This window comes from Streptomyces sp. NPDC028907, assembly GCF_055564995.1.
On record NZ_JBVHVE010000008.1, the window covers coordinates 419609 to 434990 of the forward strand.

Here is a 15382-nt window from a genome sequence, read left to right on the forward strand (position 1 = left end):
CGGGTAAGTCAGCGGCGTCGTTCTGTCGGATTCTGTCCGGTGATTAATGGACTTGTCCGGTCGCTGGGCGCCACCCTGAGTCGCTGTCCGAGACCGGCGGGTCGTTGTTCGGTTATCCCGCCGTTACTACCGAGTAACGAAGCCCCTTGTGCGGGCGGCGAGAATGCACCACGATCGGCCACGCTCGGTCCATTTCCGTACCCCGACAGCCGGTCGGGTCACGGGAGTTCCTGGGTCCCCACCGAGCAGAGTCGGCGGCAGTGGCGCCGGCTCTTGGACAGGGGGGTCTTCGCCCACCCGGCGAAGCCTGTCCAGCAAGGTTGTGCGTGATGCGTGTCAGGCGCGACCAGTGGTTGTCGCTCGGGGGTGATCGCCGGTTGTTCGGGCGCGGTTCGCGCCATCGATCGCAGGCGCTCTCCTTCCCGAGGACGTAGCACTTCTCCCATCCCTGCCCGGCCGAGCCGTCGATTTCGGAAGTTCAGCCGAGGCCAGGAGATGTACGTCCGAGAAGGAGGAAATATGGAGTCCCAGGTGCGTGGCGGGACCAGATGGAAGCGGTTCGCTGTGGTCATGGTGCCCAGCGTCGCCGCCACGGCTGCGATAGGTGTCGCCCTCGCGCAGGGCGCTCTCGCCGCGTCGTTCAGTGTCTCCGGTCAGTCGTTCAAGGTCACGACCAAGCAGCTCGTCGGTACGGGCTTCTCGCAGTACGGCGCCCTTGACGAGGGATACACGCTCTCCGGCAAGAAGACGGTTCACCCCGTCGCGGTCTCGGCCTTCAAGTCCGCGACCATCAACAAGCTGTGCCAGTCGGTCGTCACCCCCGACATCCCGCTGATCGGGGATGTCAGCCTGGTCCTGCGGGCGGGCGACGATCCGAACAAGCCGGTCGAGGCCAAGAACCTCTACATCGACGTCGCTGATCTCCAAGCCGACGCCACGTTCGAGAACATCGACATCGGTGTGGCTGCCAAGGACGCCAACAAGGGTCCGGGCATGAAGGGCGGCGGCGAGCAGGCCAACCCGTACGGGTTCGCTCAGCAGGCCGACAAGGCCACGCTGAAGGACGTGAAGCAGACGGCGTGGGCGACCACCGCCGGAACCTTCAAGCTCAGCGGTCTGAAGATGTCGCTGTCGACGGACGGCGCGGAGTGCTACTGAGCACTCTTTGACGGGCGGGGGAGCCGGTGGCACCCCCGCCCGTGCACTCTCCGCCCGCTTCCTTCACAAGCGGTCGTACGAAGAACAACTCACCCTCGCATCACCACCACAGCAACGCCGCACCAGGGAGCTGTTTTCCATGAGCGCCGAGACTCCTGCCGTACCCGGCCACGATGAGCACTACATCCGGGTCGTCAAGCGGAAGTTCCGCGCCTGGCGGGGCACGAGGCCGTTCTGGGCCGGTCTGTTCGTCATTCTGGGCGGACTCCCCATCGCCTACTTCCCGTACGCGCACCTTCAGATCGGTCATCTGACGCTGGCGATGTCCACGACGGCCGGCGCCGGGTCCCTGATCATCGGCGTACTGCTCGTCGTCCTGGGTGTCAGCCTCTGGTTCCAGAGGCACGTCCGCACCTTCGCGGGCGTCGCGGCGATCCTGCTGGCCTTGGTGTCCATCCCCGTGTCCAACCTCGGCGGCTTCCTCATCGGCTTCCTCTTCGCCCTCGTCGGCGGAGCGATGGCCGTGTCCTGGGTGCCCGGTGAGGACGCCGACGCGCAGCCGGCGCAGCCGGACACGGGTGGGGGTGACGCACCCGCCGCGGGTGCCGCCGACCCCGACACCACGCTCCTGAAGCCCGTGGTGGGCGAGTCGAACGATCTGTCAGGAACGAGCCCGGCGAACGGGGCGAACGGGAGGCACAGTGCCGGCTGACGAGGTGACCCACGGGACTGAGGTGGACAAGTCCCGTGTGAGAACCGGGCCGCGACACGCGGCACCCAAAAAGCCGCTGTTCACCAGGTTCCACATGCCCGCCGGCAAGGCGATAGCCCTGGCGGCGATGCCCACCGCGGTCCTCATGGGAATGGGGTTCACACCGACACTCGCCCAGGCCGACAGCGACAACGCCACCAAGCCGACGTCCAACAGCCTCACGGCGGACGAGTACAAGGAGTGCGTGGCGGCTCTGGAGGACGACGCCTCCGCGTCCCCGTCCCCGAGCGCCAGTGAGTCCACGGACAACGACAACACGGCCGAGCCGACCCCGTCGGCGTCCGCGGGCGAGGGCTCCTCCGACTCCTCGGGTTCTTCGGACTCCTCGGGCGCCGGCGGTGCTTCGGACTCCGCGGGCGACTCCTCCTCGTCGGATTCAGGTTCCGACGACGCGGCCGAGCCCGCGCCGACGCCTTCCCCGAGCAAGTCGAGCGAGGCCCAGTCCGGCGACACGGCCACGCCGTCCCCCTCGCCGTCCGAGAGCGGCGGCAACCTGCTGGAGGACATCGGCGACGCCATCGAGGGCATCTTCACGGGCGGGAACACGTCCGAGGAGTCCGCGAGCCCGACGCCGACGCCCTCCGCGAGCGCGAGCGAGGAGGCGTCCGACGGCTCCTCCGACTCCGGTACGGATGCCTCCAAGGACTCCGACCCGGTCAAGGACACCGCCGGGAAGGCCACCGACACGGTGAAGGACACCGTCGAGGAGGCCACCGGCAAGGCGTCCGACACGGTGCAGGACACCACCGAGACGGCCAAGGAGGCGGCCGACGAGGCCACCGCCACGCCGAGCCCCTCCGCGAGCTCCGGCGCGGACCCGGAGAACTGCCCGGTCGCCACGGACGAGGAGGGCGGCGTCGACAACCCCGTGCCGCTGCCCGACGACCCGTGGTACCTGAACGCCAGCTCGCTGCTGCTCAAGGGCGCCGACTACCAGGGCATCGTCGAGGTCAAGACGGCCAACGGCACCAAGAAGAAGGTGCTCAAGTACGTCATCTCCGACGGCACCGACATCGGCGACCTGCACCAGACGGTGAAGGACAAGCAGTCCGGCAAGACCTACCACGTGCAGGCGGCCGCGGGCTCGACGTCCACGATCCGTGACGGCAAGACGGTGATGTACACCGAGAGCATCTCCGGGAACCTGCTCGGCCTGATCCCGGTCACCTTCGACCCGGAGCACCCGCCGCCGCTGAACATCCCGCTGATCTACTTCACCAAGGTGAAGGTCACCCAGGCCGGCCAGTTCGGCGGCACCCTGCACGTTCCCGGCCTGCACAACTTCGTCACCGACTGAACCGGGCGCCTCCAACCGGACGCCCTCACAGGCCCGTTCGGGAGCCGCGCAACAGGCTGTGGCCCGGTCCTCCTCACGTGAGGACCGGGCCACAGCTGTGCCTGGCTCATGGGAAGCCAAGTGGCAGCCTTCATCTTTCCTTCGCAATTTCTGCCCCAAGTCGACGGATTTTGACTATTGTTGCGATGCGCATGTTTCGGATGTGACCAATCCGTGTTTGCGTATGACCATCTGCGACCGGGGGAACTGCGTCGCCCAAACGGGGAAACGGGGTGGGGGCGCGTTCGCCGTGCCCGTGTGGCCCCTCGCTGCCTCTTGCGGGCCCCATCAACGAACGCCGACCCCCTGGTCTCCCTCCGCACGCAGGAAGGGATGCCCCCTTGCGTTCCAGACCCCGAGGGCTGCCCAGACCGGCGCCGAGGACGAAGCGGGCCCGGCTGGCCCGACTCCTTCCGCTCCCCCTGGCCGCCGCACTCCTCACCGGGCTCGCCGTGAGCCCGGACCTGCTCACCCGGCCCACCCCACTCGACGCCACCCCTGTCGGCGACTCGTACCCCTGGTTCGAGGACACGTCCGCAGAGCAGCTGAGGCAGGACCAGTGCCTGATGGCCGACGTCCTGCGCCTGGGTGGCCCCGCCATGGCCGTCACCGCCCAGGACGGCCTCAACCAGCCCGCGGACAAGCTGCGCACCCTCGCCGACCGCGAGCGCTGGGAGAGCACCCCGCTGGCTACGGCGTACAAGAACGACCGTGACACCGCCGGCAAGGCGCTCGACGCTCTCAACGCCCTGCGCGACGGCTGGAAGAAGCCCCTCGACGGCCTGACCAACCCAGCCGGTTTCACCCAGACCGAGTTCCACTGGCCGCCCGACGGCACCGACGGCAAACCCGGCTTCTACAGCCAGACCGGCTTGTCCCAATGGACTTCCGACCGCTTCTGGCATGACGAGGAGGCCTTCTACAAGGACTCCACCCCTGCCGCCGACGCCGCGACGCGCAAAGCCGTGAGCGACCTCGGCGTCCCCCTTTACGGCACTGATCCGGACCCGGGCCTGCCGAGCGACCAATGGAACCGGGCCCTCGCCGAGCGTGCCGCCTTCCAGTGGCTGACCGGGGAATCAGCATCCGCCGGTGCCGACGACGCCCGCATCTTCCTGGCCTCCGGAGGCTTCCCCCGTACCGCTCCGCAGCAGGGCTCCCCGGAATACCGCATAGCGGTCGAGGACCTGAAGTCCCGCTTCGCCACCTGCGCCTGGCGTGACCCGCTCGACCCGGGCAACGCCCTGAGCGATGTCACCGCCACCGCGGCGGCCGAGTGGCAGCAGGAGATCGCCTCCCAGGCCACCCAGCGCAACCAGATCCTTACCGCAAACAAGGACGCCACCAAGGCCCTCGCCGCCGGGGCCAAGGCCCTCGGTGACCTGGTCGGCCACTCCTGGAGCGCCGACCACCTCACCCGCTGGCAGGACTACTGGTCCGCCGGTGGCGTCGGCACCATCGGGAACGCGCCGACCACCATCGAGGTGACCGGCAAGAAGGGCATGTGCCTGGACGCCGCGGGCGGGGGCACGGCCAACGGCACCGCGGTGCAGATCTACACCTGCAACGGCTCCGCCGCCCAGCAGTGGACCGTCGAGGGCGACGACGAGGGCCTTCACCTGCGCAACGTCAAGGCACTCAAGTGCGTCGACGTCTCCGGGAACAACTCGGCGGACGGCACGAAGATCCAGCTCTGGACCTGCAACAGCTCCCCGGCGCAGACCTGGGAGTACAACGTCCGTGCCGCCACGGCGCTGAAGAACGTGGGCACGGGCAAGTGCCTGGATCTGAAGACGTACGACAAGAGCCAGGACTCCCGGCTGTGGACCTGCTCAGGTGCCACCCCGCAGAAGTTCACCGTCAAGCCGTCCGGCCATACCGGCACCGTCCCGCCGAAGGCCCAGTTCGACAAGGCGAAGTCGGGTATCACGGCGACGCGGGCGGGGGCGGTCAAGCAGCTGGCGGCCCTGAAGGCGCAACTGGCCACGGCGAAGCAGGCGGCCACCGCCTCCGACAGCGCCGAGCAGGCCGCCTACACCCTTGCTGACGACCAGGGCGCTCCGCGGGGACGCGGTCTGCTGGTGGGGCAGCAGAAGGCACAGGTCACCAAGGGCGCGGTGGCCGCGCTGGAGGCGATGGTGAAGGCGGGTGAGACCGCCGAGGCAGCGACCCGAGCCTCCGCCGGCGACAGCCAGACCATCGCTCAGCGCGCGCTGGCTCAGGCCGCGCAGGCGAAGGCCGAGTTCCGCAAGAAGGCCGCGGAGACGGCCGAGTTGCAGGCCAAGGCCGCCGCCGACGCCGCCAAGGTGCACCGCGACAACGCCAAGAAGGACAAGGAGACCGCGGAGGCCAAGCTCGCCGAGGCCCTGAAGGCGGAGGGCGACGCCAAGGCGGCCGCCGCCACCGCCCACGCCAAGCGCCTGGCGGCCGAGGCCGAGGAGAAGACGGCCAAGGCGGAGAAGGAGAAGGCCGCCGCCAAGCAGGCCGAGGCCGCCCAGCACAGGAAGAACGCCGAGACCGAGGCGACGAAGGCCAAGGACGCCAAGGACAAGGCCGAGGCCTCCGAGGCCACGGCGATCGCGCGGAAGAACGACGCAGTCAAGGCCCGCGACAACGCCAAGGCCAAGCGTGACGACGCCTGGGAGGCCGAGCAGAAGGCCGACGCTCTGCGTGCCAAGGCGGACGCCAAGGCGGCGTACGCCGAGTCCCTGGACGCGGGCGAAGCGGCGGACGCCGCCCGTGCCGCGGCCAATGACGCGGACAAGCATGCCGATGACGCCGAAGCGGCCGCAGGCCGGGCACGGTCGGCGGCCAACGCCGCCACCAAGGCGGCCGAAGAGGCGGACGCGGCGGCCACGCGGGCCGAGGCGGCCGCCAAGCGGTCCCGTGCCCACGCCGACGCCGCGCAGGCGGCGAAGCTGAAGGCCGACGCCGCGGTGAAGACCGCGACCAGCGCCGCGGCCGACGCCATCAAGGCCTCGCAGCACGCGGCCTCCGAGGCGAAGGCGGCGGTCAAGCTGGCCGACGAGGCGGAGGCGAAGGCCAAGACCGCCAAGTCCCACGCGGACGAGGCCCGCAAGGAGGCCGGCAAGGCCGTGGTCGCCGCGGCGAAGGCCGCAGGCTTCGCCTACGTCACCGGGCAGGCCGCGGTGGACGCCGGGAAGGCCGCCGCCCAGGTCGCCAAGCCGGCCAACGACGCCATCCAGCTCGGCTCCCCTTACGTCGACATCGACTCGGCCGCCGGTCTGGTGGTGCTCGGCGGGCAGGGGTCCAAGACCATCGCGGAGCAGCAGCAGGCCGTCGCCGACGCGCACGCCAAGAACGCGCAGCAGGAGGCCGCCTCTTCCAAGGCGATAGCCGACCAGGCGCAGGGTGACGCGAAGGCCGCCCTCCAGCACGCGGCGAACGCCGCCAAGCACGCCTCGGACGCTCGCGGTTACGCCAAGGAGGCCCTCGGCTACGCCGCCGACGCCGCGCAGGCCGCCTCCAAGGCCGCCGCGTCACTGGCCCGCACCATCGAGTACGACCGCCAGGCCACCGCGGACGCCGCGGCCGCCGACAAGGCCGCTGGCCGAGCCGAGGGCCACGCCAAGGACGCCCGCGACTCCGCCGACCAGGCAGCCCTCGACGCGTCCGCCGCCCGCGCCGCCGCCTCGCAGGCCGAACAGGACGCCAAGGACGCCCGCGCCGCCGCCGACCGCGCCGACGCCGCCGCGACCGAGGCGGAAGAGGCGGCCAAGGATGCCGACAAGTACGCCAAGGAGGCCCAGGAGGCCGCCGAGCGCACGGAGACCAAGGGCAATAACGACCAGATCGCTTCCGGCGCCACCACCGGCGTCGGCAACGTGTTCTACGTCGTCGAACGCATGGAACCTGTCGGCGAACCGGAGGTCCTCAAGAAGGAGAACTGCAACGTCATCGTCCACTTCGGTGACTGCGTGATCACGGCGATCATTCACTTCGACGCGTACGTCGACCTCTACCTCTGCACGGCAGAGGACATGCCCGCCACCCAGTTCGGGTGCCCGACCTCGGCCACGCTCTACCTCGGCCCGCAGACCCTGAAGGGACTGAAGCAGGAGGTCACGCACACCATCTCGATGACCGAGTTCAACGAGGGCATCGATCCGGTCAAGATCCTTCTCGGCGACTTCATCGAGTGCGCCAAGAAGATCGCACCCGGTGGGGAGAACGGCAGCTGGGCCGCCTGCGGTTGGGCGGCGACCTGGTTCGTCGGCGGCAAGACCCTCCAGGCCATCGCGGACGGGATCCACGCCCTCAACGCCGCGCTGCACACGGGGGTCGGGGTCGCCGACGCCTTCAAGGCGCTGCGCGCTCTGAACCTCGACGCCCGCGCCATGGCTCAGATCGAAGAGACCGTCACCACGTACCAGGCCATCGCGACGGCCTGCCGGACCAACAGCTTCCCGGGCGACACCCCCGTGCTGATGGCCGACGGGACACACCGGCCGATCCGTGACGTGCGTACCGGTGACCTGGTCCTGGCCGCCGACCCGGACACGGATGGCGTACGCCCGCAGCAGGTCACGGACACCTTCCGCCACACCACCGGGCACCTGGTGGACATCACCGTGAGCGGCGGTGTCCTGACCAGCACGGCCGGGCACCGGATGTACGTGGACGGACGCGGCTGGACCGTTGTCTCCGACCTGCGCACGGGTGACCGGCTGGTCACCCCCGAAGGGTCGGTCCGCACGGTGACTGCCCTACGGGACCGGGCGGCCCTGGTGTCACAGGAGGTGTACGACCTCACCGTCGACGGACTGCACACCTTCTTCGTCCGCCCGCAGGGCGATCACGCCGACGATGTCCTGGTCCACAACTGCACGAGGCTGGGGGCCGACGAGGGCATCGCCGGGGCGCACACGATCGGTGAGCACGTCTCCGCCGCCGCCCGCGCAGGTGCGTGGGACAGGGCACAGAGCATCGGCACCGTGGGAATCTGGAAGGACCAGGCCACCGCGGAGCGTGCCGTCGCCAAGGCGCTCGACGAGTGGCAGATGGTGCCCGGCAACGCAGAGAAACTGACGAAGTGGAAAGGCAAGGAGGGCCAGAAGCAGGCGAAGCCGGGATATGTCTTCGACTGCGGCAGGGACTGTCTGCCGATCGTGTGGCAGGTCCGGAGCGAGGGGTCGCTCGGAACCGTGTTCACGAGGGGCGGTGCGCGAGCAGGTGAAGCGGCCGGCAACGAGGTCCGGATCATGCTGCGCTACGTGAAGGGCCACAAGCCGACCAAGTTCGTCGTCTACACGTCGTTCCCGCTGCCGAAGCCATAACGCCCACCCACCAGGAGGCACGGGCGCCCCTCACTCGGGGGCCCGTGCCTTGGCCCATGCCTCAGGAGGCTCATTTGACCAGGCGCCGAGAGGTGTACCACGTCGACCACGAGGGGGACTTCGGCCTCACCGGGCTGGCCGGGAGGCTGAGCTCGCGGACCGGCCCGCCCCTCGATGCCCGGGCGGTGGCGGCCCTCGCCACGCAGGCGGCCTGCGACGACGAGGATCATCAGCTCGGCAGTGACGTACGGCTTCTGCTGGAGTCGCCCCTGCAGGGCGAGGCGATTCGCACGGCGTGGCTCACCGCCGTAGGAGAGCGCTTCGATCCCGCCGACCACGGCATGGACATGCGTGCCTGGTTGCACCAGATCGCCGAGGTGTGCCCGGCGCACGCGCCACGGCGGACGGAGGCGGGGCCGGTCGTGCCGGAGGAGGAGTTGAGTGAGTCCGTGCTGGCCGAGATCCGGTCGGCTGCCTCCGCGCTGACGCGCGCCGTCCCCGAACGGGACATCGTGCCCGCCCTCGGAAAGGTCGTCGCCGAGGCTGACGCCGACCTTGGCTTCCGCCTGTTCCTGCGCGCTCTCAAAGCCTGTGCTCTGCCGGTGGACGAGGACCGGTACCACCGGCTGCTGGCCATCGCCGAGCGGCTCTCCTACCCCCTCACCGTGGTCTTCGAAGGACTGGACGTGCGGTGGCCGCCACTCGACCCGGGCCGACGGGACTTCGAGTTCGGGTTCGGGCTGCCGGGGCTGTCCCGGATGTTCGACGGGGAGTGGGACAGTTGGCGTTACGAGGGCATGGGCACCCCTCGGGAACACATCGCGCGGCTCGCGCACGCGGACAGCGGTCTGCCCCCGGGGGCGCAGGCGGCCGTACTGCTGGAGGACGTGACGCGGCTGCTGGACTCCGCTCTGTCCGACGACGCCGTCACGGCCCTGTGGCGCACCGCCGCACGACGTCAGCGAGCCGCGGACGCGTTCGACGCGGACGGAAGAACGTGGCTGCGGGAGATCGCCGACGTGTGCACGGAGCGGCTGACCGCCGCTGACCCGGCTTACACGCCCTTCGTGTCGCCTCCCCGCACCGACCTGACGGACCTGGTCACGAGGGAGGTCCAGGATCTCGTTCAGCCGCTGAACCGTGCGACCGGGATCGACGGCACGGCCGCGATGCTGGAGCGCATCGTGACCGGGATCGACTCCGACCTCGGTTTCCGGTTCCTTCTGCGCATCGTCGAGGCGTTCGAGATCCCCGTCAAGGAAACCGTGTACGCCCGGTACCGTCTGCTGGGCGAACGCTGCGGTTACAACGGGAGCCAGATCACCGAAGCGGTGGAGGAACTCGTCGAACACGACTGAGTCGACCACCCCGACACCCGAAGGCCGAATCGCAGGAGAGACGTGTGAGAACCCAGCTGAAAGTCACCCGCGACGGCGACGCGTTCATCGCCCGGCTCGCGCCCCGCCAGGCAACGGCGATGTACGAGGCGTTGAGCCTTCTGCGCGAGCAGGACTACGGTGACACGGAGTTGACCCTCCTGGTCGGCGCGGGCCGGGAGGCGGCCGACGCACTCCTGGAACGCCTGGGCCGACCGCACACGGAGTCACGCGACTTCCGCCTCACCCTGGCGGAACTCCACATGGCGCACAGCGCGCTGACCGCCGCGCCCACCATGTTCCTTGAGCGCGGTGGCCTCTTCGCGGAGGAGCCGTTCAACATCCGCCTGGGCTTCTACCGGGAGAACTTCGACGCCCTGGCGTCTGCTGTCGTCCAGGCGGCGTCCGAGGCGTGACACCAGGCGTCAGCCACTGAGCAGACACCACTGAGGGCGCCCCCTGCCACAGGGAGCGCCCTCAGTGTCGTACAGGAGCCGTGCCGTGCGGCTGACGCGGTCAGTCCCGTGCCCCGCCCCCCAGATGGTGCACCCGCACCATGTTCGTCGTCCCCGGCACCCCAGGCGGCGACCCGGCCGTGATGACCACGATGTCGCCCTCGTTGAACAGGCCCATCTTGACGATCTCCTGATCCACCAGGTCGACCATCTCGTCGGTGCTGTTCACGAACGGCACCACGTGCGGCTCGACGCCCCAGCTGAGGGTCATCTGGTTGCGGGTGGACTCGTCCGTGGTGAACGCGATGATCTGCTGGGCGGCGCGATAGCGGCTCAGGCGGCGGGCGGTGTCGCCGGACTGGGTGAAGGCGACCAGGCCCTTGCCGCCGAGGAAGTCGGCGATCTCGCAGGCCGCGCGGGCGACCGAACCGCCCTGCGTGCGGGGCTTCTTGCCGGGGACCAGGGGCTGCAGGCCCTTGCTCAGCAGCTCCTGCTCGGCCGCGGTGACGATCTTCGACATCGTGCGGACGGTCTCGATCGGGTACGCGCCGACCGAGGACTCCGCCGACAGCATGACCGCGTCCGCGCCGTCCAGGATCGCGTTGGCCACGTCGGAGGCCTCGGCGCGGGTCGGACGGGAGTTGGTGATCATCGACTCCATCATCTGGGTCGCCACGATCACCGGCTTGGCGTTGCGGCGGCACAGCTCGATGAGCCGCTTCTGCACCATCGGGACCTTCTCGAGCGGGTACTCGACGGCCAGGTCACCACGGGCGACCATGACACCGTCGAACGCCATCACGACGTCCTCCATGTTCGCCACCGCCTGCGGCTTCTCCACCTTGGCGATGACCGGGACGCGGCGGCCGACCTCGTCCATGACCTTGTGCACGTCCTGCACGTCGTTGGCGTCCCGCACGAAGGACAGGGCGACCAGGTCGCAGCCCATGCGCAGCGCGAAGCGGAGGTCCTCGACGTCCTTCTCGCTCAGCGCCGGCACGTTCACCGCAGCGCCGGGCAGGTTGATGCCCTTGTGGTCGGAGACGACACCGCCCTCGATGACGATCGTCTTCACCCGGGGGCCTTCGACCTCGGTGACCTTCAGCTCGACGTTGCCGTCGTTGATGAGGACCTGGTCGCCCTTGGCGACATCGCCCGGCAGGCCCTTGTAGGTGGTCCCGCAGATCTGCTTGTCACCCGGGACGTCCTCGGTGGTGATGATGAACTCGTCACCACGCTCCAGCTCCACCGGGCCCTCGGCGAAGGTCTCCAGACGGATCTTGGGGCCCTGGAGGTCGGCGAGCACACCGATGGCCCGGCCGGTCTCCGCGGCGGCGGCGCGCAGGCGCTCGTACCGCCCCTGGTGGTCTTCGTGCGTTCCGTGGCTGAAGTTGAAGCGGGCCACATTCATGCCCGCCTCGATCAGCGAGACAAGCTGCTCATGGGAGTCGACCGCGGGGCCGAGAGTACAGACGATTTTCGAACGGCGCATGGGACGATCCTATCGGTTTGTTTCGCCGCGGAATATTCCGTCTGGCGGAAGATACAAATGAGCTTCGTATTGCTCAGCCGTGTTACTCGGCCGTTGCTTCAACGGTTGTTCTCCCCTACCAACGCGTAGGTCTGCCTCGCGATCTCCAGTTCTTCATCCGTCGGCACCACCGCCACCGCCACCCGCGAGTCCGACGGCGAGATCAGCCGCGGCCCGTCACCGCGTACGGCGTTCAGCTCCGGGTCCACCGCGAGACCCAGCTGCTCCAGGCCCGCCACGGCGGCCTCCCGGACCGGCGCCGCGTTCTCGCCGACCCCGGCCGTGAACGCGATGGCGTCCACCCGGCCGAGCACCGCGTAATAGGCGCCGATGTACTTCTTCAGCCGGTGAATGTAGATGTCGAAGGCCAATTGGGCCCGCTCGTCACCCTCGTCGATCCGCCGGCGGATCTCCCGCATGTCGTTGTCGCCGCACAGGCCGATCAATCCGCTCTTCTTGTTGAGAAGAGTGTCGATTTCCGCGATGGACATTCCGCCAACACGCGCCAAATGGAAGATGACGGCGGGATCCGTGTCACCGGAGCGCGTACCCATCACGAGCCCCTCCAAAGGCGTCAGCCCCATGGAGGTGTCCACGCAACGACCGCCCCGCACGGCGGACGCGGACGCCCCGTTGCCGAGGTGCAGCACGATGACGTTCACGTCCTCGGGCGCCCTGCCCAGCAGCTCGGCGGTGGCGCGGGAGACGTACGCGTGCGAGGTGCCGTGGAAGCCGTACCGGCGGATCCGGTGGGCGTCGGCGGTCTCGACGTCGATGGCGTAACGGGCGGCCGACTCCGGCATCGTCGTGTGGAACGCGGTGTCGAAGACGGCGACCTGGGGCAGGTCCGGGCGCAGGGCCCGGGCGGTGCGGATGCCGGTGAGGTTGGCCGGGTTGTGCAGCGGGGCCACCGGGATCAGCCGCTCGATCTCGGCGAGCACGGCGTCGTCGATGACGGTCGGCTCGGTGAACCGCTTGCCGCCGTGCACCACCCGGTGGCCGATCGCGGCCAGCTCGGGCGAGTCGAGGCCGAGCCCGTCCTTGGCGAGCTCCGCCGACACGGCCTTCAGGGCGGCCTCGTGGTCGGCGATGGGCGCGGTCCACTCGCGGCTCTCGCCGCCGGCCGCCAGCGGGGTGTGCTTCAGCCGGGAGGTCTCCTCGCCGATGCGCTCGACGAGACCCATGGCCAGCCGGCTGCTGCCCGCCATGTCGAGCAGCTGGTACTTCACCGACGAGGAGCCGGAGTTGAGGACGAGGACGCGGGACGGACTCACTGGGCGGCGGCCTTCTCGTGGAGGGACGGGGCGGGGGACTGGGCCTGGATCGCGGTGATCGCGACGGTGTTGACGATGTCCTGGACGAGGGCGCCCCGGGACAGGTCGTTGACCGGCTTGCGCAGGCCCTGGAGCACCGGGCCGACGGCGATGGCGCCGGCCGAGCGCTGCACGGCCTTGTAGGTGTTGTTGCCGGTGTTGAGGTCCGGAAAGATCAGCACGCTGGCCTGACCGGCGACGTCGGACTCCGGCAGCTTGGTCGCCGCGACCGACGGCTCCACGGCCGCGTCGTACTGGATCGGCCCCTCGGTCTTCAGGTCGGGTCGCCGCTCACGCACCAGCTCGGTCGCCTCGCGCACCTTGTCGACGTCGGCGCCCGAACCCGACGTACCCGTCGAGTACGACAGCATCGCGATCCTCGCCTCCACGCCGAACTGCTCGGCGGTGGCCGCCGACTGGATGGCGATGTCGGCCAGCTGCACGGCGTTCGGGTCGGGGTTCACCGCGCAGTCGCCGTAGACCAGCACCTTGTCGGCGAGGCACATGAAGAAGACGGACGAGACGATGTCGGCGTCCGGCTTGGTCTTGATGATCTCGAAGGCCGGGCGGATCGTCGCGGCCGTGGAGTGCACGGACCCCGAGACCATGCCGTCCGCGAGGCCCTCCTGCACCATCAGCGTGCCGAAGTAGTTCACGTCGGAGACGACGTCGTACGCCAGCTCCACCGTGACCCCCTTGTGGGCGCGCAGCTGCGCGTACTTCTCCGCGAACGTGTCGCGCAGCTCGCTGGTGGCCGGGTCGATCAACTGGCAGTCGCCCAGGTCGATCCCGAGGTCGGCGGCCTGCTTGCGGATCCGGTCGACCGGGCCCAGGAGCGTGAGGTCGCAGACGTTGCGGCGCAGCAGCACCTCGGCGGCGTGCAGGACGCGCGGCTCGGTGCCCTCGGGCAGCACGATGCGGCGCATGTTCGAGCGGGCCTGCTCCAGCAGCTTGTGCTCGAACATCATCGGCGTGACCCGGTCGCTGCTCGGCGCCGAGAGCCGAATCAGCAGCTCACCGGTGTCGACGTACCGTTCGAACAGACCGAGCGCGGTCTCCGCCTTGCGCGGGGTGACCGCGCTCAACTTCCCCTCCAGCGAGAAGAGCTGCTCGGCGGTGGGGAAGCTGTAGCCCGGCACCGAGAGCACCGGGGTGCCCGGGGCGAGACGGGCCGCGAGGGTGAGGATCTCGTCGCCGGGGCGCTCGTCCAGGGTGAGCAGCACACCGGCGATCGGCGGGGTGCCGGCGCTGTGCGCGGCCAGCGAGCCGACGACCAGATCGGCCCGGTCGCCCGGGGTGACCACCAGGCAGCCCGGGGTCAGGGCGGTCAGGAAGTTCGGCAGCATCGCGCCGCCGAAGACAAAGCCCAGGGCGTCGCGCGCGAGCCCCGAGTCGTCGCCGAGCAGGACCTTCGCGTCCAGGGAGTGGGCGATCTGCGAGACGGTCGGCGCGGCCAGCGCGGGCTCGTCCGGGACGACGTAGCAGGGCACGGGCAGCCGCGACCGCAGCCGCTCGGCGATCTCGTCCCGGTCGTCCCGGACGACCCGGTTGGTGACCATGGCGAGCACGTCACAGCCCAGGTTCTCGTACGCCCGGTACGCGTTGCGCGTCTCGGCCAGCACCGACTCGGCGGCCTGCCCGCGCCCGCCGACGACGGGTATGACGCTCGCGCCGAACTCGTTGGCGAGCCGGGCGTTGAGGGACAGCTCGTCCGGGAGCTGGGTGTCGGCGAAGTCGGTGCCGAGGACGAGCACGAACTCGTAGTCGCGGGCGACCGCGTGGAACCGGTCGACCAGCGTGGACACCAGCTCGTCCGTCCCGCGCTCGGCCTGGAGGGCGGACGCCTCGTGGTAGTCCATGCCGTAGACCGTCGCCGGGTCCTGGGAGAGGCGGTAACGGGAGCGCAGCAGCTCGAACAGGCGGTCGGGGACGTGGTGGACGAGCGGCCGGAACACCCCCACCCGGTCGACCTGCCGGGTCAGGAGCTCCATGACTCCCAGTTCGACGACCTGGCGGCCGTCGCCGCGGTCGATGCCGGTCACGTACACGCTGCGCGTCACGCGTGCTCTCCGTTTCGTCTGTCGTCCGTCGTTCTCGTCGATCGTCGGTCGTCGTCTCGGGTGTCCCCGTGGGCGTCGAAAAAT

At 69.6% G+C, this 15382-nt stretch carries 9 protein-coding genes; 6 read left to right on the top strand and 3 right to left on the bottom strand.

Annotated elements, in window-relative coordinates:
- Positions 1-519 precede the first annotated feature (519 nt).
- The 6 genes from ACZ4UU_RS26425 (at position 520) to ACZ4UU_RS26450 (ending at position 10355) form a co-directional block, all read left to right on the top strand.
- On the top strand, positions 520-1158 hold the full coding sequence (locus ACZ4UU_RS26425) for a DUF6230 family protein (RefSeq protein ID WP_471905825.1): 639 nt from the start codon (positions 520-522) through the stop codon (positions 1156-1158).
- A 139-nt stretch (positions 1159-1297) separates the two neighbouring features.
- A complete protein-coding gene (locus tag ACZ4UU_RS26430) occupies positions 1298-1870 on the top strand; it encodes a DUF6114 domain-containing protein (protein ID WP_471905826.1) in 573 nt (190 codons plus the stop codon).
- On the top strand, positions 1860-3227 hold the full coding sequence (locus ACZ4UU_RS26435; protein WP_471905827.1) for a hypothetical protein: 1368 nt from the start codon (positions 1860-1862) through the stop codon (positions 3225-3227). The genes ACZ4UU_RS26430 and ACZ4UU_RS26435 overlap by 11 nt, the downstream gene beginning before the upstream one ends.
- A gap of 605 nt (positions 3228-3832) precedes the next feature.
- The gene (locus ACZ4UU_RS26440; protein WP_471905864.1) at positions 3833-8563 is read left to right on the top strand and encodes a ricin-type beta-trefoil lectin domain protein; all 4731 of its coding nucleotides are present in this window, start codon (positions 3833-3835) and stop codon (positions 8561-8563) included.
- A 74-nt stretch (positions 8564-8637) separates the two neighbouring features.
- Positions 8638-9921, top strand: a complete 1284-nt coding sequence (locus tag ACZ4UU_RS26445; protein ID WP_471905828.1) for a hypothetical protein — start codon at positions 8638-8640, stop codon at positions 9919-9921.
- 44 nt (positions 9922-9965) lie between these two features.
- A complete protein-coding gene (locus ACZ4UU_RS26450; RefSeq protein ID WP_471905829.1) occupies positions 9966-10355 on the top strand; it encodes a hypothetical protein in 390 nt (129 codons plus the stop codon).
- Between the two features lie 100 nt (positions 10356-10455).
- Here ACZ4UU_RS26450 and pyk read toward each other — a convergent pair whose 3' ends face one another.
- The 3 genes from pyk to pta form a co-directional block, all read right to left on the bottom strand.
- A complete protein-coding gene (gene pyk / locus ACZ4UU_RS26455) occupies positions 10456-11886 on the bottom strand; it encodes a pyruvate kinase (protein ID WP_471905830.1) in 1431 nt (476 codons plus the stop codon).
- 98 nt (positions 11887-11984) lie between these two features.
- Positions 11985-13199 (bottom strand): acetate kinase, encoded by a 1215-nt coding sequence (locus ACZ4UU_RS26460; RefSeq protein ID WP_471905831.1) that lies wholly within the window; start codon positions 13197-13199, stop codon positions 11985-11987.
- Positions 13196-15298 carry a phosphate acetyltransferase gene (gene pta / locus ACZ4UU_RS26465; RefSeq protein ID WP_471905832.1) on the bottom strand — a complete coding sequence of 701 codons (2103 nt, stop codon included), beginning with the start codon at positions 15296-15298 and terminating at the stop codon, positions 13196-13198. Before pta ends, ACZ4UU_RS26460 begins: the two co-directional genes overlap by 4 nt.
- Positions 15299-15382: the final 84 nt, after the last annotated feature.

Bases quoted from the DNA above. Each gene is read 5' to 3' on its own strand.
- ACZ4UU_RS26425 (WP_471905825.1), top strand. From the start codon at position 520: ATGGAGTCCCAGGTGCGTGGCGGGACCAGATGGAAGCGGTTCGCTGTG.
- pyk (WP_471905830.1), bottom strand. From the start codon at position 11,886: ATGCGCCGTTCGAAAATCGTCTGTACTCTCGGCCCCGCGGTCGACTCC.
- ACZ4UU_RS26430 (WP_471905826.1), top strand. From the start codon at position 1,298: ATGAGCGCCGAGACTCCTGCCGTACCCGGCCACGATGAGCACTACATC.
- ACZ4UU_RS26440 (WP_471905864.1), top strand. From the start codon at position 3,833: ATGGCCGACGTCCTGCGCCTGGGTGGCCCCGCCATGGCCGTCACCGCC.